Source organism: Ferruginibacter sp. SUN106, assembly GCF_050611765.1.
Lineage (GTDB): Bacteria > Bacteroidota > Bacteroidia > Chitinophagales > Chitinophagaceae > Ferruginibacter.
The window spans coordinates 303,960-326,163 of record NZ_JBODJC010000002.1 but is presented as its reverse complement, the minus strand read 5'-3'; the positions used below and the strand labels follow the sequence as shown (position 1 = coordinate 326,163).

At 38.5% G+C, this 22,204-nt stretch carries 13 protein-coding genes; 10 read left to right on the top strand and 3 right to left on the bottom strand.

The window, feature by feature from the left end:
• The first annotated feature begins 198 nt into the window (after positions 1-198).
• The gene (locus tag ACQ334_RS07425) at positions 199-912 is read left to right on the top strand and encodes an OmpA family protein (protein WP_430987550.1); all 714 of its coding nucleotides are present in this window, start codon (positions 199-201) and stop codon (positions 910-912) included.
• 110 nt (positions 913-1,022) lie between these two features.
• Here ACQ334_RS07425 and ACQ334_RS07420 read toward each other — a convergent pair whose 3' ends face one another.
• The 3 genes from ACQ334_RS07420 to ACQ334_RS07410 all read right to left on the bottom strand — a co-directional run bounded on the left by ACQ334_RS07420 (position 1,023) and on the right by ACQ334_RS07410 (position 5,051).
• Entirely contained in the window at positions 1,023-1,766 is a 744-nt protein-coding gene (locus tag ACQ334_RS07420) for an SDR family NAD(P)-dependent oxidoreductase (protein WP_430987549.1), read from the bottom strand.
• A 91-nt stretch (positions 1,767-1,857) separates the two neighbouring features.
• The gene (locus ACQ334_RS07415; protein WP_430987548.1) at positions 1,858-4,008 is read right to left on the bottom strand and encodes an alpha-glucuronidase family glycosyl hydrolase; all 2,151 of its coding nucleotides are present in this window, start codon (positions 4,006-4,008) and stop codon (positions 1,858-1,860) included.
• Positions 4,009-4,016: 8 nt separating this feature from the next.
• A complete protein-coding gene (locus ACQ334_RS07410; RefSeq protein WP_430987547.1) occupies positions 4,017-5,051 on the bottom strand; it encodes a LacI family DNA-binding transcriptional regulator in 1,035 nt (344 codons plus the stop codon).
• 588 nt (positions 5,052-5,639) lie between these two features.
• On the opposite strand from ACQ334_RS07410, the gene ACQ334_RS07405 reads away from it, so the two are divergent.
• The 9 genes from ACQ334_RS07405 (at position 5,640) to ACQ334_RS07365 (ending at position 22,180) form a co-directional block, all read left to right on the top strand.
• Positions 5,640-8,819, top strand: coding sequence for a SusC/RagA family TonB-linked outer membrane protein (locus ACQ334_RS07405; protein ID WP_430987546.1), 3,180 nt, complete (start codon positions 5,640-5,642; stop codon positions 8,817-8,819).
• 18 nt (positions 8,820-8,837) lie between these two features.
• Complete coding sequence (locus ACQ334_RS07400) at positions 8,838-10,658, top strand: RagB/SusD family nutrient uptake outer membrane protein (RefSeq protein WP_430987545.1); 1,821 nt, start codon at positions 8,838-8,840, stop codon at positions 10,656-10,658.
• A gap of 39 nt (positions 10,659-10,697) precedes the next feature.
• Positions 10,698-12,299: an endo-1,4-beta-xylanase gene (locus tag ACQ334_RS07395; RefSeq protein WP_430987544.1), complete on the top strand. Its 1,602-nt coding sequence runs from the start codon at positions 10,698-10,700 to the stop codon at positions 12,297-12,299.
• A 5-nt stretch (positions 12,300-12,304) separates the two neighbouring features.
• A complete protein-coding gene (locus ACQ334_RS07390) occupies positions 12,305-13,939 on the top strand; it encodes a DUF5597 domain-containing protein (protein ID WP_430987543.1) in 1,635 nt (544 codons plus the stop codon).
• A 178-nt stretch (positions 13,940-14,117) separates the two neighbouring features.
• Positions 14,118-15,290, top strand: a complete 1,173-nt coding sequence (gene uxuA / locus ACQ334_RS07385; RefSeq protein WP_430987542.1) for a mannonate dehydratase — start codon at positions 14,118-14,120, stop codon at positions 15,288-15,290.
• 14 nt (positions 15,291-15,304) lie between these two features.
• Positions 15,305-16,987, top strand: coding sequence for a glycoside hydrolase family 43 protein (locus ACQ334_RS07380; protein ID WP_430987541.1), 1,683 nt, complete (start codon positions 15,305-15,307; stop codon positions 16,985-16,987).
• 25 nt (positions 16,988-17,012) lie between these two features.
• The gene (locus tag ACQ334_RS07375) at positions 17,013-19,577 is read left to right on the top strand and encodes a glycosyl hydrolase 115 family protein (RefSeq protein ID WP_430987540.1); all 2,565 of its coding nucleotides are present in this window, start codon (positions 17,013-17,015) and stop codon (positions 19,575-19,577) included.
• A 29-nt stretch (positions 19,578-19,606) separates the two neighbouring features.
• Complete coding sequence (locus tag ACQ334_RS07370) at positions 19,607-20,725, top strand: endo-1,4-beta-xylanase (RefSeq protein ID WP_430987539.1); 1,119 nt, start codon at positions 19,607-19,609, stop codon at positions 20,723-20,725.
• A gap of 21 nt (positions 20,726-20,746) precedes the next feature.
• Positions 20,747-22,180, top strand: a complete 1,434-nt coding sequence (locus tag ACQ334_RS07365; protein WP_430987538.1) for an MFS transporter — start codon at positions 20,747-20,749, stop codon at positions 22,178-22,180.
• The last annotated feature ends 24 nt before the right edge of the window (positions 22,181-22,204 follow it).

Below are 22,204 nucleotides of genomic sequence, written 5' to 3'. Positions count from 1 at the left end.
TCGAAATGAAATTTCAATGTACCAGCCCAACCATTGTCCCTCATGCACCGTCTTACCTAAACAACCACACAATATTGTTAAAAATATGTTTTCCCCATCGTTCCGGCAGTAAATGCCGCCAAATAAGCAGCCCCTTGGCACAATAATTGAAAACCTAAAGAAGTTATTTATCTTTAAATACCCAATCAAACTAAAACAATGATGAAACATTACATTTTTTATTTGCTTTTAACGTTTTCCATACCTTTTATGGCAGTAAGCCAGAATGGTACTGTACAAAACGCAGCTATTCCCAAAGACGCCGCCGTAAACGTTACGATGACAGATTTTAAGAACAATGTACTCAACAACGAGATCGTGGTTTTTAAAAGCAAGCTCAATAGCAAAGAATACCAGGGCTTAACAGACGACAACGGAAAATTTACCGTACGCCTGCCATCAGGCGATACTTACGAGATTTTTATTTTAGGCTTTAAAGATTCTGCCAGTTATAATTTTTTAGAAATTCCTGCATTGAAGGGTAATGCATATTACAAAGATCCTTTTGTGGTGGACATACAACATATGCCGGCAAAAAGTTTTGTACTGGAAGATTGTAATTTTGAAACCGGTAAAGCCAACCTGGAAGAAAGTTCTTATTCGGTGCTGGATGAACTGGTGGCATATTTAGTAAGAAAAGATGACGAAAAAATTGAAGTGGGAGGACATACAGATAATGTAGGCACCGCTGCAAAAAATTTAGTGTTATCGCAAGACAGGGCCAATACTGTGAGGGCTTATTTATTAACTAAAGGTATTGATCCATCAAGAGTAACAGCTAAAGGTTACGGTGCAACAAAACCAGTTGCCTCTAATGCTACTGCAGATGGCAGGGCGCAAAACAGAAGGACAGAAGTGACGATCCTGCAATAAAATATTTCAAAACAGGACTTACCCAAAGGGGAAAAGTTACAAGCTACAAGGGATAAGCAAGATGCAACGAACAGCATGCTTATCCCTTGTAGCTTTTTCTCTTGAAGTTTTTAAAATCCAATGCTGTTTCCTCCATCCACCGGTAGCACCACACCGGTAATATATTTTGCTGCATCAGTGGCTAAGAACAACGCCGCTTCGCCAATATCAGTTGCTTCACCCATAATACCCATGGGGGTTCTGCCAAATACTTTTGCTTTACGTTCCGGATCGCTGTTCAAAGCTTTATCCGTCATAGCACTGTAAATAAATCCCGGCGCAATAGCATTTACCCTGATACCCTTGGGAGAAAGTTCTACTGCCATTGCTCTTGTCATACCATCAATGGCAGTTTTACTGGCGCTGTAAGCGATTACTTTTGGTAAACCATATTGTGCCGCCATTGAACTGATATTAATGATGTTGCCGGATTTTTTTACCAGCATATGTTTTACCACTTCACGGCTCATGGCAAACACCGAACATACATTAGTAGTGATCACACTTTGAAATTCCTCATCCGTTACTTCGGTAAATTCTTTTTTCATATTGATACCAGCATTGTTTACCAGTATATCAATCTGTCCAAATTCTGCAATGATATTTTCTATCAAAGCCGGAATAGAAACCAAAGCAGTTAAATCGCAGCTTTTATAAAAACAGTTTTCTCCTAATTGTGATTGCGCTGTTTTTAATTTTTCTTCATCTCTGCCCACAATAATAGTTTGGATACCGTGTTGCGAAAATTTCTGAGCAATGGCAAATCCTAATCCGGAACCACCACCTGTTACAATAGCTACTTTTTTGTTTTGCATATTTATCTGAATTCTTATTTTATAAAAATATTTTGCGCCTCACTAAGCACACAAAGAGAGGCTTAGTGGATTTAGTGTTTTTGTGGGATAATTAATTTCCCGGTGCAAATGGAAAACGTAAACTTTGATAGTACGCCAACGTTTTATCCGGCTGCTCATAATTTGCAGGTATCGGCATTTTGCTGAATGTTTGAAAATACAACAAACAGGCATTACGCCACCACACCGCTTCTTTTACTTGTATATTCAGCAACTGTTTTACCTGTATAAATCTTTCTGCATCTACAAATTTTTCCAGGCTATTCCATTGTTGTTGTATGTTTTTTATAGCATCAACACCGGCATAATATTTATAGCACAACTCATTCCACAAAGTTCTTCCGCTATGCATGATATGATTCCAGGATACATGATGAAACCATAATAAATATTCATCAGCGCATTTATTACTATCGTTCCACAAGTTACTTACTTCGTTTTTATATTCCCCCAGGGCATTAGTACCGGTAATGGTCCTGTTAAAACCAATGCCTGCGGAATCAGCTTTGTGATAATACACCGGGTTCCAGTCGGGCCTGCCCAATGTATTGCCCCAGGGCATCGGCCCGTAGTGGTGGCCGTTATACATAATGTGTGCTAGTCCCAGTGGCGTCATGTAATTCACCAATGTTTCATGCGATTGCAGCATCATTTTTTCTGCAACAGCAACAAATGTTTTATTAGTGCTGAAACTCTGTTGCAACCATTCTGTGGCAATCTGTTCACTGCTTAAATTATAATCCCAGGCTAATCTTCCCAATGCATACCAGTTAGCTTGTGCAAAAGGATGACTGCACCAGTTAATATCACTACCAATATTGCTTACACCTGCAATGGCGCTCATTGAAAAATTATTGATGCTGCCATCAATTACTTTTGCCACCGTTGAACCTTTTCCTTTTTCATAGGTATCAGCATTCAGTGTTTCTTTAAACATCGGTGCTTCAAATACCAGGTGTGTTCCTTGTCCCAAATATTCCTGTGTTAATTGAAACTCCATGGCCAATGGTGTTTTAGGCATGGCTCCAAATAAAGGAGAGAAAGGTTCCCTGGGTTGAAAATCTATCGGGCCATTTTTCACCTGCAATATCACATTACTTTTAAACTGCCCGTCTAATGGCGTAAACTCTTCATAAGCCTGTTTAAACCTGTCGTTGCTTTGCTGACTGTACACAAATGCACGCCACATCACTATGCCCTTGTAAGGCGCCAATGCATCAGCAAACATATTGGCCCCATCAGCATGCGTACGGTTGTAATCCTGTGGCCCCGGTTGTCCTTCACTGTTAGCTTTAATTAAAAAACCACCAAAGTCGGGGATGAGAGAATAAATTTCCTTTACTTTTTGTTTCCACCATTCCTGCACAGCGGCATCTAATGGGTCTGCAGTTTTTAATCCGCCAATTTCTATCGGCGCACTAAACCTGGCGGTAAGAAAAACTTTTATGCCATAAGGACGAAATACATTGGCTAATGCCGCTACTTTATCTAAGTATTGTTTGGTAAGAATAGTAGCATTGGCATTTACATTGTTAAGAACAGTGCCGTTAATGCCGATGGAGGCATTCGCTCTTGCATAATCGATATAACGTTGGTCGATATAATCCGGTAATTTATGCCAGTCCCAGATAGATGCACCGGCATAACCTCGTTCTACGGTTCTGTTTAAATTATCCCAGTGGTTTAATAAGCGGTATTTTATTTTTGGGGTAGAAAAAATATTAAGCGTAGAGATATCTTGTTGTGTTTGTAATAAACGCAAAAAATGAAATACACCATATAGTAAACCTCTGTCGGTATTAGCAGCGATCACTATCTTATGCACCCCATGCATTGTTGTAGAAATAAGAAAACCTTCTTCACCAAGATTTTTCAGCTGAGTTTTTTCAATTACTGTAAAACCAAGGTTAAGATTACCGGCTTTACCAATAACTAAAGTAGTTTTATTATAAACAGAATCTGTGGCTGTATAGTTAACAGCAAGCAATCCACGCAATCCTTTTTCTAATTCATTTTTTACAGTCGTAATTATTGTGGAATTGCCAACAATTGCCGGAGCAATTATCTGCTGTTTATATTTATTCAGTAAAGCAATGTTGGAAATTTTATCATACCGTAACCAAAGCCTGTACCCATCATCTGCAGATACAGTAATGCTTATCAATAATAATAAGCATACAAACAGTTGTTTCTTTATAAGCATCAGCAAAATTATTTTTGAACCTTATCTTTTTTTAAAGATGATTCTCTTATAATCAATTCCGATTTAAGTACAATGGAGTTAGTATTATTAGTACCATTGGCACCTTGTAATTGTTTTATTAAATGTGTAGCGGCAACTTCTCCTATATCCATACCAGGGTAATTTACAGTAGTAAGTTTAGGTTCAATAATAATACTGATCGTATCATTATTAAAACCCACCACTGCAATATCTTCCGGTACCCGGATACCTTTTTCTTTAAATACCTGGATGCATAAAGAGGCAGTGAGATCATTGGTAGTAAAAATGCCGTCGGGTAAAGGCTGCATTGCTGCTACCTGGTTAGCAAAAGCAATGCAGGATTCTTTTTTTAGGTCATTAACAAACAAGAGGCTTTCATCAAATGGAATATGGTTGTCTTTTAAAGCGGCTAAATATCCTTTATAGCGTTGTGCGTATACATTTCTTTTGAGGCTGGAAGTGGTATGAATAATTCTTTTACAACCCTGGTCAATAAGGTGCTGTGTGGCTTCGTAACCGGCTTTAAAATTATCAATGATCACTTTAGTGCCTTTGCTGTCTTCTTCCACACGGTCAAAAAATACTACCGGAATATTTCTTTCAAAAAATGGTTCGTAATGATCCATGTTCTCTGTATCAAATGCCAGTGCCGCAATCAATCCATCTACCCTTTTGTGAAAAAAGTTATTGGCATTGGCTACTTCTTTTCCTGCTAATTCGGAGGAGTGGCCAATAATAAGATCATAATTAGCAATAGTGGTTACTTTTTCAATACCAGCTAATACGGAAGTAATAAAGTTACTGTTCAGTTCATGTACTATTACACCAATGGTATGGCTTTTTTGCCGGCGCAGGTTGCTGGCAAAATTATTGGAACGGTAGCCCAGCTCCTCAGCCTTTTCCACGATCCTTTTTTTAGTATTCTTATTAATTGCAGGATGATCCTTGAGCGCCCTGCTGATGGTGGCCGCAGAAAGGTTTAATTCCCGTGCCAGGTCGTAAATGGTAATTTCTTTGTACATACAGCAGCTAATTTCAACAATCCAATGTCTATTATTTGAAATATTTTTTTTGCAATCGATTGCAATTTAAAATAAAATATTTACATTAGCATTTTAAAAGTAAGAATTCTATTAGATTATTTCGAAAATGTTTTTTCGGATACTATTGAAAACCTTACTGAGAAAGACTTTTAGAACGATTGGCTATAATGAAGATTGCTTGGCAACGGAATTATCCATAGACGATTTTAATTTTTTTTTGAATGGCAATATTTAGAATTTGCTATTTTTTTGCAACTTTTATGCAATCGATTGCATAAAAGTTCAAATAAAGAATACCTGCTTTGTTACTAATAAAATTGTAGGCTGCTAATATGAATAAGAAATCTGCTTTGCTTAATCAAGCCATTGAAAATGCAATAGGCGCTGCACCAGCACGCCATTGCAATACTTCAGCATTTTCTGCAACGTTTTTTTTTACTCATCACTGTCTTCCCCGCTTTTATTGTTCCAATACCATTTTACCATTAAACATTGTATCACCATTTTATAATAAACCATATGATTAACATTCTTGCATAAATTAATTATTACGCCAAAACAACAATTATGAAAAAAAGGAATCTTCAAAAAAACAACATGACATTTTCTGTTGCGCCAAAACAGAAAATATTGTCATTTCTTATCCGGCCATTTATTTTACTGCTGCTGTTTGCATTACCTGCTATGGTAACTGCCCAGCAAAAACCTGTAACCGGCCATGTTAGTAACGAAAGCGGCTTGCCGCTGGCAGCTTCAGTTATCATTAAGGGCACTACCAGGGGTACCACCACTGATGCCAACGGGAACTATGCACTACAGGCAGCTCCCGGTGATAAAATAGTTATTTCTGCTGCCGAATATGTGTCGCAGGAATTTACTGTGGGTAAAGGCAACAGTGTGGATGCCGTTTTAGTAAGGGCAGATAAAGCCCTTAGCGAAGTGGTGGTGGTAGGGTATGGTACCCAAAAGAAAAAAGATGTTACAGGATCTGTGGTGTCTGTAGGTGAAAAAGCTTTACGTGAAGTACCTGTGGCAAATTTACAACAAGCTTTACAGGGCAGGGCCGCAGGTTTGGAAGTGCAGAAAACAGGAACAAGGCCGGGCGCAGGAGCGGTTATTCGTATACGTGGTGAAAGAACAATTAACGGTTCTAATGATCCACTTATTATCCTGGATGGTATTCCATACGAAGGAGGTAATCTAAATGATATTAATCCTGATGAAGTAGCTTCCGTTGACGTTTTAAAAGATGCATCTGCCACTGCTATTTATGGTTCCAGGGGCTCAAATGGTGTTATATTAATTACTACCAAAAAAGGTAAACCAGGCGAAGCTAAATTATCTTACAATGGTTATGCTGGTAGTGTTTCAGTTAGAAACAAATACAATGTGTTTAATGCGCAGGAGTATATCGCTTTAAGAGACCTTACTAACGTAAATCCTTACATGCCGGAAGAAACAGCAGCGAGGGCTAAAGGACAATCTACCAACTGGCAGGACCTGATGTATAAAAACGGTTACGTAACTGATCAGAATATTTCTGTTTCCGGAGGTTCTACCAGTGGAAGTACCTATTCTTTAGGTGGTGGATATTACAAGGAAACTACAGTTTTGCCGGGCCAGGATTTTGAACGCTTTTCTTTACGTGCCAGTATTGACACTAAAGTGGGTAAAAAATTAAAGATCGGGTTAAATACGTTGAACAGCCTTAACAATACCAATGGTTCGCAGTTTAATAACCCAATGTTTCCTATCATCACATTAAGCCCGTTAATGCCGGCTTATGATTCTTTAGGGAACCTGGTATTGTCACCAACTGGTAATACAACAGACCGTGTAAGTCAATACAATCCTCTCTTCCTTAAAAATAATGATGGGCAATGGGTAGATAAAGTTCGCCGCCTGCGTACTTTTAACAGCCTGTACGCCGAGTACCAGATCATAAAGGGATTGAAATACCGTGTTAATGTAGGTTTAGATTACCGCCTGCAGGAAAATGACCAGTTCAGAAGCTCAGACAAAGCTTTGGCTCCAAGTTATTTCAGGCCAAAACAAGGCAACACGGCAAGTGTGAATAACGCTGAAGGGTATGGCTATACGTTAGAGAACATAGTTACTTATGATAAAACAATCGGTAAACACAGGTTTACAGTAACAGGTTTATACAGTTTCCAGGAAGACCATAGCCATAATACTTCTGTAAGTAAAGATTCAATAGACGAAGATTTTATCCGCTTTTATAATTTAGGTCAGGCCAATGCATCTAATAATGTTAAACCTACAGTAAGTGGTTCAGAAGTTTCTTATGCATTGGAATCTTATATGCTCAGGGTTAACTATGCTTTTAACGACAAATATTTATTAACGCTTACTGAGCGTATTGACGGTTCATCCCGCCTTGCTCCGGGAAATAAATACCATGACTATCCGGCGGCTTCATTTGGCTGGAATATTAGTAGTGAAAAGTTTATGGAGCAATTCAAATTCCTGGATAATTTAAAATTAAGGGTTGGTGTGGGACAAACATCAAATCAGTCAGTTAGTCCTTATACTTCTTTGGGCCTGGTGTCGCCGTATAACTACAACGGATACTCGTCTCCGTCAGCACCGGGTGGAACTATCCGTTATAACTACGGACCATCAACAATTGTAACCGGTTATAATTTAGTAACCTTACCTAACCCCAATTTAGATTGGGAATATACCAAAACTGTAAACATAGGTTTGGATTTCAGTTTCCTTAAAAACCGTATCACCGGTTCATTAGAGTGGTATAAATCTAATACCAACAAAATTTTATATGGTATCTCTTTACCTGTTACTTCCGGTGTTTCTGGTAGCTATACTACCAATATTGGAGAAATGGAAAACAAAGGGCTTGAGTTTACGCTTAGCACAGTTAATGTAAGGCTTAATAATGGCTTTACCTGGTCTACAGATCTGAATCTTTTTGGTAACAGGAACAAGTTGTTGAAATTAACTGATGGATTTAAAAATAATATTGGCAGCCAGTTATTTATTGGCCAGCCTTTAAGTGCACTTTATGACTATAATAAATTAGGTGTTTGGCAGTTGAGCGAAGCAGCTGAAGCAGCAAAATTTGGTAATCAGCCAGGTGATATTAAACTGGAAGATGTTAACGGTGATGGAAAGATCGATCCGAATAATGACCGCAAAATTATCGGAAGCGGACAGGCAAAAATACAGGGTGGTATTACCAACCGTTTTGCCTATAAAAATTTCGATTTCTCATTTATTATGTATGCCCGTTTTGGCGGATTACTGGTAAGCCAGATACACCAGCCTTTTGCAGCTTATACCAATGTATCTGATGGATTAAGAAATACCATTAAAACCAATTACTGGACACCAACTAACCCTACTAATGATTTTCCAATTGCCAATTTCACTTCCCGTGCAAGGCCAATTACAACAGACTGGACAACATTGGGTTATTATGATGCCAGCTTTATTAAAGTACGTAGCATAAACCTGGGGTATACTTTTTCTTCAAAACTTGTCAGCAGAATGAAAATTCAATCTTTCAGGGCGTATGTGGCAGTACAAAACCCATTTGTGTTGTATTCACCTTACATGCGTGAAGTAGGTGGTGTAGATCCGGAAGCAACAGGTACGGGTAACCAGGGTATTCAAAATCCCGGAAATTTATCTGGAAGGGCATTAACCGTTGGTTTAAATACTCCTCCAACAATGTCAGTTAATGTAGGGTTTAATGTAACATTCTAATTAAAAAAAATTATTGATATGAAAAAAATATTTTCTCAAATAACAGTGGCTATAATTACTTGTAGCTTACTGCTTTTGGCCAGCGGTTGCCAGAAAAAGCTGATTGAAAAGCCTTATACGGTATTTACCATTGAGTACCTTAAAACCGCTGCAGGATTACAAAGCTCGGCAGTAGCTTTATATTCGGGTATGCGTTATATTTATGGCCCTAATGGCGGCCTGAATACTACCAACTCCGGCACAGATGAATGGTCACTTGGCGACCAGGGGGCAAGCAGTGGTCTTGATTGCGGTGCCTATAATTTAAACGCCAGCAATGGAGATATTTTAACACCGTGGAACAGGAGCTTTAATAATATTAACCTTGCTAACGGAATACTCGGGTTTGCTCCTGATGTATCTATGGATGCAGCAGCTAAAGCAAAAATTGTTGCCGAAGCTCATTTTTTCAGGGCACTGTATTATTTCGGGTTAGTGCAACAGTTTGGTGCTGTTCCATTAGACCTTGGCAGCGGCGATATGGTATTTAATCAATTGCCTTTCCAGGGATTCAACAGGCTGGTGCCTGATCTGTTAAAAAAGGATTACCAGTTAATTATTGATGACTTTACTTATGCCACTCAGAATCTACCTGCTAAAAGACCAGCGGGTGGCGGCTTCTATATTTATAAAGCAGCAGCCTATCACTTCCTGGCTAAAGCATATTTATTCAGAGGTTATAGTAGTGTTAAGCAACCTACCGATTTTAAAAGTTCATGGGATGCTTCTAAATATGTGATCGATAACCAGGTGGCATTAGGTACTTCGCTTTTACCAGACTATGCAGATGTACATAAAGAAGGAAATGATTACAATGCAGAAATTTTGTATTCAGTAGAAAGAATACAAGCTGATCCTTTTGATAATGAGACTAATGATGTAGCTAACGAATTTTCCGGCAAGGCTAATATGTCGTGCAACTGGTTTAATTCCAATTATCAGAATAACGTATCTATTAATGGAGCATTTCCTTGCGACAGGGTATTACAATACATGAGGCCATTGCGCCAGCTTTGCCCTAATCCATGGTTGTATGATTCTGCATTTGCAGACAAAATAAATGACAGCCGCTACGACAATTCATTCAGAACTGTGTGGTTGGCTACAAATAATAACGCTGCCTCTTCAGGGGTTAGCACAGGAGATACTGCTTATTTTTTAGCGCCTAATAAAGTATATGCCGATTCATTAAGGGCATTAGGAACTAAAAAATACCTTATCCTTGATCCAACACAATTCTATTTGGTATCACGCCCTACATACCAGTTATATCCGGCGCTTAAAAAGTATGATGATACCAAAAGAGCAGGTATCAATGATGCTTCAGGAAGGCCGTATGTAGTAGCTAAATTATCGGAAGTATACCTTGAAGCTGCAGAAGCTGCCATACTTGATGGCCGCCCTGCAGAGGCATTACCTTTGATACTGGAATTGCGTAAAAGAGCAGCGTACAGGCCATCGTTAAGTGCAAATCCAACTTTACTGGCGCAAAGGCAAGCGGTGATGATGAATAAAAATTCTGGAACACCAAACCTGCCTGTTTTAACACCTTATACTGCTGCAGACATGACGGTGGATTTTATAATGACAGAAAGATCCCGTGAATTATGTGGCGAAAGTTTACGCTGGGCTGATTTAGCCTGCAGAAATTTATTGGTGGAATATGTAAAAAACAGGAATAGAAACCTTGTAGCAGCACCAAAGGTTAAACCAACACATGTGCTAAGGCCAATACCGCAAAGCCAATTGGATGCCAGCATAATTTCAAATCCGGCTTCTTATCAAAACCCCGGGTATTAAAAATTAAAATTCTAAATTGTTAACTTTAAAATAAGTACAATGAAAAAAATAATAAGCAAAGCAATACTGCCTTCACTATTAATGATCATCACATTTAGTGCCTGTACAAAAATGAAAGATACCGGCACCTTAAATACCGGTGGCTATACTGATGGTACTGCTGCATTAAAAGATGCATCAAACGGAAATTATATTGGTGTTGCCATCGATTTTCCGGCAATGGTTACCAATTCCGCCTATTCGGATGTTGTTAAAAGAGATTTTAACCAGGTAACCTTTGGTAACCTGATGAAACACTCCTCTATAGTTAAAGACAATGGTTCTATGGATTTTACTAACACTGATGCCCTGGTAGCTGCGGTTGGTACCCTGGATATTTTTGGGCATACACTCGGTTGGCATTCTCAGCAAAATGCTACTTATCTTAAAAGCTATTCAGGATTGGTAGTACCTGCTGCAGCGGAATTAGCTACTAACCCCGGTTTTGAAGTTGGAGGCATGAGTGGTTGGTCTATTTTTAATACTAACGGTGCTACTATTGCAGCAAGTTCTGCCGCCGGTGATGCAAGAACCGGAACCACTTGTATGAAAGTAATTAATCCTACTGCTCAAACGGGTAATCAATGGAAAGTACAGGTATCAAGTTCAGCATTTGCAACAACTCCCGGTAAGCAGTATGCGATTTCTTATTGGGTAAAAGCGGCATCTCCAGGCGGATCTATCCGTTTATCAACAGGGCCAACTAATTCCCAGTACCAGGGCGACCAGACTATTGGAACAACTTACCAGAATATAATCTGGACTATTACAGCAAATATCGCTTCCACTACATTCTTATTTGATATGGGACAGGTAGCCAATACTTATTATATTGATGATATCAGTGTAAAAGAAGTAATACCCGTACCTGGTGGTGCAGCCATTGCTAATAAATTGGATACCGCATTAGGTAACTACATTACTACTATGGTTACCCGCTATAAAACAAAAGTAAAAGCCTGGGATGTGGTAAACGAATTGCTGGATGATAATGGTAACCTGCGTAACAATGCCAACAGCCCGGCACCTACCGGAGCCAATGACTGGTTGGTGTGGTCTAATTACCTGGGAAGAGATTATGCCCTGAAAGCATTTAACTATGCAAAAGCTGCTGATCCTGCTGCTTTATTATTTATCAATGATTATAACCTTGAATCAAGGCCTGCAAAATTAGATTCGTTAATTGCAATGGTAGCAGAGCTAAAAGGAAAGGGTGCTAAAATTGATGGTATCGGAACACAGATGCATATTTCACGAAATACCAGTTATGATGGCATTGATAAAATGTTTCAGAAACTGGCAGCAACAGGTTTAAAAGTACATGTATCAGAATTGGATGTGAAAATTAACCCGGCTGTAGTGCCCGGATATGTGCAAACACCTTTAGAAGAAAACTACCAGGCACAGGTTTATAATTATGTGGTGGCTTCTTATTTAAAAAATGTACCCAAAGCACAACAATATGGTATTACTGTATGGGGTGTAAGCGACAATACAAGCTGGCTATACAATAATGGCAAGGAATTTCCGCTGATGTACCGTGCTGACTTTTCGAAGAAAGTAGCTTATTCAGGAGTGTTGAATGCGTTGAATGGTAAATGATAACAATGAGATATAAAAATATCCTATCGCTGGTTTTGTTATTCTGTGCATCGGTTATTCATGCACAGAATAACAATTCGGGTGTACAACTAAAAAAAGCAGATGGCTTTCCTCAATTACTCATTAACGGAAAGCCGTTTTTGATTTTGGGGGGAGAGTTAGGTAATTCAAGCGCATCCAATACCGGTTATTTAAAACCTGGTTGGAAGTATTTGCAGCAAATGTATTTGAATACTGTGCTGGTGCCTGTGTATTGGGAATTGCTGGAGCCGGAAGAAAATAAATTTGACTTTACATTGATAGATGGTATGATTGCTGATGCAAGGCAACACAACATGAAAATTGTTTTTCTGTGGTTTGGTACCTGGAAGAACAGCATGAGTTGTTATGCACCATTATGGATGAAAAAAAATGCTAAACGTTTTCCCAGAACGCAGGATACTTCCGGAAGAAGCCAGGAAATATTTTCTGTTTTTGGCAAGGAAACATTGGAAGCCGATAAAAAAGCTTTTGCAACTTTAATGCGTCACACAAAAGAAATTGATGCCAATGAGAAAACAGTGATCATGGTGCAGGTGGAAAATGAAATTGGAATGTTACCAACCCCAAGGGAGTTTTCTAAAACTGCCGACAGTTATTTTAATGCAAAACTTCCAACAGAGTTAATATCCTATCTCCAAAAAAATAAGAATAACCTGGTTCCCGAATTAAGGGAGAAATGGGAAAAGCAAAATTTTAAAACAAACGATACCTGGACAACTACTTTTGGCGAAGGCGTATTAACGGATGAAATCTTCCAGGCATGGTATTATGCAAAATATACCAATGAGGTAACCCTGGCAGGTAAAAAAGAATACGACTTGCCGATGTATGTGAATGCAGCATTGCCAAGGCCGGGTAAATTACCGGGACAGTACCCAAGTGCCGGCCCTCTGCCACAGGTAATGGATATCTGGCAGGCTGGTGCACCTGCATTGAATATGTTATCCCCGGATTTTTATAATCCCAATACTAAATACTGGTGCGATCTGTATGTAAGAAATAACAACACTTTGTTTGTACCGGAAATGCAATTTGATAAAACCTGTGCAGCAAAAGCCTTTTTTATTATCGGTCATTATAAAGCAATTGGTTTTTCTCCTTTCTCTATAGAATCAGAGAACAGTGCATACATTCCGTTAGCAAAAACCTACGATATTATGCAACAGTTAACGCCATTTATAGCAAATAAGCAATGGCTTAACATGGATGGTTTTTTACTGGATAAACAAAACAGGAGCACTACCATAAAAATGGGACAGTACAACCTGGTGGTATCACATGAGGCCACATTGTCCTGGTCTTCAGAAGCAAAAGATTCGGTATGGAGTACAACAGGCGGAATTATTTTACAAACGGCACCCGATGAATTTTTAATTGCAGGTACTGGAGTAGTGGTGACGTTTGAAAACACTGATAAAAACATGGTGAGTAATATTGCAGCTGTGGATGAAGTGAGTTATGAAAACGGAAAAGAAATAAAAGGCAGAAGAATGAATGGCGACCAGGACCACCAGGGAAGGCATATTCGTTTTTCGGTAGGAGATTGGGGAATTCAGAAAGTGCAATTGTATAATTCACCTGCAAAAATTGACAATTAATTGCTGAAGTAAATAATTTGCTGAAACAGGTAATAAAAAATCTTTTCTCATTTTAGCAATTGGTCAGGAGGGATGTTTTGCATCCTTCCTTTTTTAATTTTTTAAAAGAAATGGATTTATTTATTACTTATATTTTTGTGTTTGATAAATTATAAAATACAATTTAAAGATCAAACCAATGACTAATAATTTAATGCATCAAACCATGCGCTGGTACGGCCCCAACGATCCGGTGAGCCTGTCAGATATTTTACAGGCCGGCTGTAAAGGCGTGGTAACTGCTTTGCACCAGGTGCCTGTTGGGGACGTATGGACAATTGATGAAATTCAAAAAAGAAAAAAACTAATTGAAGATGCCGGCATGAGCTGGACGGTAATTGAAAGCCTTCCGGTTAGTGATGATATAAAAAAACAGAGCGGTGATTATTTAAAGCATATTGAAAATTATAAGATCAGTTTAAAAAATGTAGCTGCCTGTGGTTTAAAAGTAGTCACGTATAATTTTATGCCGGTACTGGATTGGTTACGTACCGATGTAGCCTGGCAATTACCTAATGGCGCCACGGCATTGTATTTTGAACGCCTGGCATTTGTAGCATTCGACCTGTTTTTATTAAAACGGCCTGGTGCAGAAAATGATTATACTGCTGAAGAAATAGAAAGAGCAAAAGAAAAATTTGCTTCAATGACGGAAGCTGAAAAAGAAAAAGTTTTTCGTAATGGCATGCTGGGTTTGCCCGGTAGCGATGACGCTTTTACACCGGGGCAGGTTTTAGCAGCATTAAAAACTTATGCAGGTATCGATGCAAAAAAATTAAAGGAACATTTATTTTATTTTTTACGTCAGGTAATTCCTGTAGCCGAAGAAGTTGGTGTATCAATGGCTATTCATCCTGATGATCCGCCATATTCAGTTTTAGGTTTGCCAAGAATTATGAGTACTGAACAGGATGCCGCTGATTTGATTACTGCAGTGCCTTCTAAAGCAAATGGTTTTTGTTTTTGTACAGGCTCATTTGGCGCAAGGCCGGATAATGACCTGGTGAAAATGATTCAACGCTTTGGTGATCATATTCACTTTTTACATTTAAGGAATACCAAACGTGATGGCAATGGAAATTTTTACGAAGCCAATCATTTGGAAGGTGATGCAGATATGTATGCCATAATCAAAGAAGTATTGCTGCTGATGCAACGCAGAAACATTTCTTTGCCTATGCGTCCTGATCATGGCCACCAGATGCTGGACGATCTGAAAAAGAAAACTTATCCCGGTTACTCTGCAATAGGCAGGTTGAAAGGGTTAGCTGAATTGCGTGGTGTGGAATATGCCTTAAGCAGAACAATTTAAAAAGAAATCGATCAATGAAAAGATTGCAAAAACTTATTTTGATAATTGTACTGATGCTTTTAGTACATTCAACACGATCGCAATCTTTTACCAATCCCATATTATCCGGCTTTTACCCGGATCCAAGTATTTGCAGGGTGGAGAATGATTATTATATTGTCAACTCTTCATTTGCGTATTATCCCGGGCTTCCCATTTTTCACAGCACCGATTTATTAAACTGGCAACAGATCGGTTATGCACTAAACAGGCCCGAACAATTAAATCTTGATGGCGCTGGTATTTCAAGAGGATTATTTGCACCCACCATTCGTTATCACGATGGATTATTTTATATTTTATGTACACTGATTGATAAGGGCGGCAATTTTATTGTAACTGCAAAAGATCCTAAAGGCCCATGGAGTAATCCCACCTGGTTACCTGAAGTAAAAGGCATTGATCCTTCCATTGATTTTATTGGAGATAAAGCATACATCGTTTACAACAGCGACCCTCCAGAAAATAAGTCTTTGTATGATGGTCATCGCACTATCAGGATGTATGCATTTGATTATAAAAATTTAAAAGTCATTGGCGAAGAAAAATTGTTGATCAATGGCGGTACAGATATAAGTAAAAAACCAATCTGGATAGAAGGGCCACATTTATATAAAGTGGGCGACTACTATTATTTAATGTGCGCCGAAGGGGGAACAGGATATAATCACAGTGAAGTAATTTTTAGAACAAAAAGCCTTGATGAACCTTTTGTATCTTATCAAAATAATCCTATACTCACACAACGTAATTTAGATACCGCAAGAAAAAATCCCATCACTACAACCGGCCATGCCGACCTGGTACAAGCTACAGATGGAAAATGGTGGGCCGTATTTTTAGGTTGTCGCCCTTATCTTGGCGATTTTTACAATACAGGAAGAGAAACTTTTATGGCGCCGGTAGAATGGAAGGACGGCTGGCCAATTATAAATCCTGGTTTTGCCGAAGTAAAATATGCTTACCCAATTGATGCTGCTGTAAAAAGATCAGCACAAAAATTTTCCGGTAATTATTTTTTCAAAGATGATTTTAACAGCTCAGCATTAAATGACCGCTATTCTTTTTTACGAACAGTACGGGATAAATGGTATGATGTAGAAACCAGGCCTGGTGCATTGTTGCTTACTTTGCAACCGCAAACCTGTTCGGGTAAGGAAAACCCTTCAATGGTTTGTTTTCGTCAGTCGCATATTAAAGGCTATGCAGCAACAGCCATAAAATTCACCGCCGCCAATGAAAATGAAAAGGCAGGGCTGATGGTTTTTCAAAGTGAAAATTATTTTTATTTTATCTGCCAGTCGGTAGAAAATGGTAAACCCGTTGTACAATTATTAAAAGGTAATGGAAAAAATACTTCGGCGACAAAACCAGAAGTAATAGCGTCGGCTTTGTTATATAATAAGCCTGGTAAAGAAATATATTTTAAAATAGAAGCCAAAGGAGATGGCTATTCTTTTTATTATGCGTTGAAAAAAAATGACTGGCGTTTATTGAAAGAAAATGAGGATGGCAGGTTTTTAAGTACTAAATGGGCTGGTGGCTTTGTGGGTAGTATGTATGCCATGTACGCTACATCAAACGGAGCAGCAACAACCAGCAAAGTATCATATAATTGGTTTGAATGCAGGAGCGAAGATGATGTGTACAAAAAATAAATTGTAATTCTTGTAATAAATAAAAATGAAAAAGCTGCGATTGCTGATATTGCTTTTTAACGTTTTAACATGTGCACCTGTACATGCACAGCAAATTATTTCCGATAAGCAAATCAGTAATTCGTTTTCGCTTTTGAATGCTACGATCTATGTTGATGCAAATGATTTTGAACTGGTAAAAAAATCGGCACAACTGCTGCAGTCGGATATAGAAATGGTAACCGGCAATAAACCATCCATCATTAACACAGTAGATAAACCTTACACCACGTTAATTGCAATAGGCAGTATTACCAATTCAACTTTCATCAAAGCACTCATTGCAAAAAAATTACTGGATACAAAAAATGTTTCGGGCAAGTGGGAAGCTTATGCCGTTCAATCCATCAATGCAGTAAAAACGCAGCATATACTTGCCATTGCGGGCAGCGACAGAAGGGGAACTGCTTATGGTGTTTTTGAATTGTCTAAACAAATAGGCGTATCACCCTGGTATTGGTGGGCAGATGTGCCGGTAAAAAAAGTTGCAGCATTGTACGTAAAACAAAATACAATGATAACGGACGCTCCAAAAGTAAAATATCGCGGCATCTTTATTAATGATGAAGCGCCGGCATTTTCTGGTTGGGCAAAAGAAAAATTCGGCGGCGTAAATCACCAGGTGTATGAAAAAATATTTGAACTCATATTAAGGTTAAAAGGAAATTACCTGTGGCCCGCCATGTGGGGCAATGCCTTTAATGACGATGATAAACTTAACCCGGTAAAAGCAGATGAATGGGGTATAGTGATGGGCACTTCTCACCACGAACCCATGTTAAGGGCGCAACAGGAATGGAAACGCTTTGGTTCGGGCAAATGGGATTACGATAGCAATGGCGTAACACTGCGGTCATTCTGGAAAAAAGGTATTGAGAATATGGGTGCTCATGAAAGTATAGTAACAATTGGTATGCGTGGAGATGGAGATGCACCTATGACCAGGGAAACCGCTACAACTTTACTGGAAAGAATTGTAAAAGACCAGCGGCTGATTATTGAAGAAGTGACGGGGAAACCTGCAAGCGAAACACCGCAATTATGGGCACTATACAAAGAAGTGCAGGATTATTATGATAAAGGAATGCGGGTACCCGATGATGTTACTTTACTATTATGCGATGATAACTGGGGCAATATTCGTAAACTGCCTAAGCTGAACGAGCCGGAAAGAAAAGGTGGTTATGGTATTTACTACCATTTTGATTATGTGGGCGGGCCAAGAAATTATAAATGGCTCAACACAAATGCAATTCCACGTGTGTGGGAGCAAATGCACTTAGCTTACGAATACAATGTAAAAAATATCTGGATTGTAAACGTGGGTGATATCAAGCCAATGGAGTTTCCTGTTTCTTTCTTTTTGGATTATGCCTGGAATCCCGATAAAATTGGTGCCGACGATTTGCAAAAATATACAGAACAATGGAGTGCTGCACAATTTGGAAAAGTGCATGCAAAAGAAATCGCAGACATTATTGCTAAATACACCAAATATAACAGCAGGAGAAAACCGGAATTATTAAATGCAGGAACATACAGCCTGGATAGCTATAATGAATTTGAAAATGTAGTTAAGGAATATAATGCGTTATTAATTAAAGCTGAAAAAATAAATGACGCCTTACCTGCACAGTACCACGATGCTTTTTTTCAATTGGTATTACATCCTGTAAAAGCATGCGCCAACCTAAATGAAATGTATTATAACGCGGCATTGAATGCAGCTGCGTATAAAGCAAAATATGCTGTTGCCAATACCTACGCAGACAATGTGAAAAAATTATTTACCAATGACTCTTTGATCAGCTTGCAATACAATCAGCTTAATAATGGTAAATGGAACCACATGATGGATCAGACACATATCGGCTACACTTATTGGCAACAACCACCTAATAATAAAATGCCGGAAGTAAAATATGTAGCGAAAGATGACATCATACCAGAACCACCACTTTATGATACAACAAGAGTGGCTTCGGAATATATGATCCCTAAAATTCAGCAACGGAATATGTTTTTTGAAGAAGCAGCTCATGTTGCAATTGAAGCCAATCATTTTACAAAAGCTGTCAACAGTAATGGCATAACCTGGAAGGTGTTACCCGATCTTGGAAGAACCGGTTCCGCAATAACAGCCTTCCCGGTCACTGCCCAAAAACAAAATCTAACAAATAATGCGCCGCACCTGGAATATGAAATATACACTTATAGTAAAGGAAGTTTTACAATCAGCACCTATTTTTCGCCAACATTAAATTTTCTGAATACTAAGGAAGGTTTGCAGTATGCTGTATCAGTTGATAATGAAGTGCCACAAATAATCAGCATAAACGGCGAAGATAAAAATACGGGTAACGGTATCTGGAACAAATGGGTAGGTGAAAATATAATTATTAAAACAAGTAACCACACAATTAAAGCAAAGGGAAAACATGTGCTTAAATACTGGATGGTAAACCCGGGTGTGGTATTGCAAAAATTAGTACTTGATTTTGGAGGAGTAGCGCAAAGTTATCTTGGCCCTCCGGAAACAAAACAAAAATAATTTTCAAAAAAAATACAAAATATTCAACGATGATAAAGAATAAATTTAACAGGTTTGGAATTATCGCCATCTGTTTATTGAGCTTTGGTTATAGCTGTGCTCAAAAAAATATTTCAAAAAATATTTCTCTTAAAGAAGTGTATAAAAAAGATTTTCTTATCGGCACTGCATTAAATGGCCGTCAAATAGAAGAGAAAGATTCCAATGCAGTGGTGTTAATTCAGCAGCAATTCAATGCTGCTACTCCGGAAAATATCATGAAGTCTGAGGTGATACATCCTGGATGGGACACATACAATTTTGATATGGCCGATAAATTAGTGGCCCTTGGCAAAAAATACAAAATCAAAATAAATGCCCACGCTTTAATATGGCATAGCCAATTGCCCGGTTATGTGCGCCGGTTAAAAGATGCAGATTCTGTAAAACAGTTTTTTACCAATCATATAAAAACTGTGGCTGGCCGTTACGATGGCAAAGTATTTTCATGGGATGTGGTGAACGAAGCTTTGGAAGAAGATGGCACTATGCGTAAATCGATCTTCCTGGAAAAACTGGGCCCTGATTTTGTAACAGAAGCATTCAGGCTGGCGCAACAGGCAGCACCCAACACCGAACTGTATTACAACGATTATAATATTGAACAGCCAAAGAAAAGGGCAGGTGCCATTGCGCTGATAAAAAAGATACAGGCCGCCGGCGTGCGTATTGATGGCGTGGGTATACAAGGACATTGGCGGGCATCTAATATTCCTTTAAAAGATATTGAACAAAGCATCGTCGAATTTTCTGCACTTGGAATTAAGGTAATGTTTACCGAACTTGACCTTGGTGTTTTACCCAATCCATGGGATGGCGATGCGGCTGACGTAAATATGAAAGCAGAATACAGTGCAAAGATGAATCCTTATGCCAATGGATTACCGGATTCTGTGGAGGCAAAATTGACCAAAGGCTATGAAGACCTGTTTAAATTATTTTTAAAATACAAAGGCAAAGTTGGTCGTGTAACTTTTTGGGGTGTTAATGACAGCCAGTCATGGTTAAACGGATGGCCAATACCGGGAAGAACAAATTATCCATTGCTATTCGATAGAAATTTTAAACCCAAGCCTGCATTTGATGCAGTAATTAAATTAAAAAAATAATCAACCTTTAAACAAAATATCATGAGTGAGATCACACAGAAATTATCCGTAAAAGAAAAGATTGGTTATAGTTTGGGCGACCTTGCTGCTAACCTGGTATTTCAAACCCTGGTTACCTGGATATCTTATTATTACCTGAATATTTATGGTTTAAAATCTGAACATGCTTCTTTATTAACGCTTGTTGTGGGGCTGGTTGCTGCATTTGGCTTTAACCCGGTGATGGGAGCTATAGCAGACAGAACAAAAAGCAGGTGGGGGAAATTCAGGCCATGGATTTTGTGGACAGCAGTTCCTTTAGGAGTAGTTGCGCTGTTGGCTTTCAGAACACCGTCATTTGCATACCAGGGTAAAGTTATTTATGCTGTAATTACTTATGCATTACTATTAATGTTGTACGCTGCAAATAATTTACCCTACTCAGCATTAAGCGGAGTAATTACCGGCGATATGAAGGAACGCAATAGTATGTCTGCATATCGTTTTGTTGCTGTAATGTTTGCACAGTTTTTTGTGCAGGTATTCATGTATAATTTTATTATTAAAGCGGGAGGTGGAACGGATGTAGAATCAATGAAAGTTGGCATATCTAAAGTAATGACGGTATTAGCCATTATTGGAACCATCATGCTCATCATTTGTTTTTTAACTACAAAAGAAAGAGTAATACCGAAACCGGAACAAAAATCAAGTTTAAAAGAGGATTTAGCTGATTTGTTTAAAAACAGGCCATGGGTGATTATGCTTATTGTTACTACGGTGGTGTTTATCACTTTGGCACTTAAAGGTGGTTCTTATGTTTATTATTTTGAAAATTATGTTGACAAGGGAGAATTAAGTGCTTTTTTAGCGCCATTTAAAAAATTTCTACCAACTTTTGAAAACGATACATCATTGGGACTGGGTGTATTTAATGGGGGAGGTATTTTAGTTGGACTGGTAGGTATAATGCTTTCGCAGACCTTCGCCAATAAATATGGCAAACGTAATGTGTTTATGGTATCACTGTTTATTTCAACGCTCTTTATTATTTTCTTTTACTTTATTCCGCAAAAATCTATTGGTTTAATTTTTGGAGCACAGATACTTCACGGCTTTTTTTACGGGATAAGCACACCGATATTATGGACAATGATTGCTGATGTGGCTGATTTCAGTGAGTGGAAAAATAACAGGAGAGCTACGGCAATTATTTTTTCTGCTATGATGGTGGGCCTGAAAGCAGGATTAAGTATTGGCAGTTCGTTAGTGTCGTGGATATTAGGAAAATATCACTACGTAGCTAACAGTACAAACGGTCAAACGGATACAGCAATTAACGGAACAAAAATGCTTATCAGCATTTATCCTGCAATAACATTTCTTATAGCAGTTGCCTTACTTTTCTTTTATGAAATAGATAAGAAAAAGGAAATGCAGATTGAAAATGACTTAAAGCTACGACGTGCCGATTAAATCATTACTCATTATTAATTACTT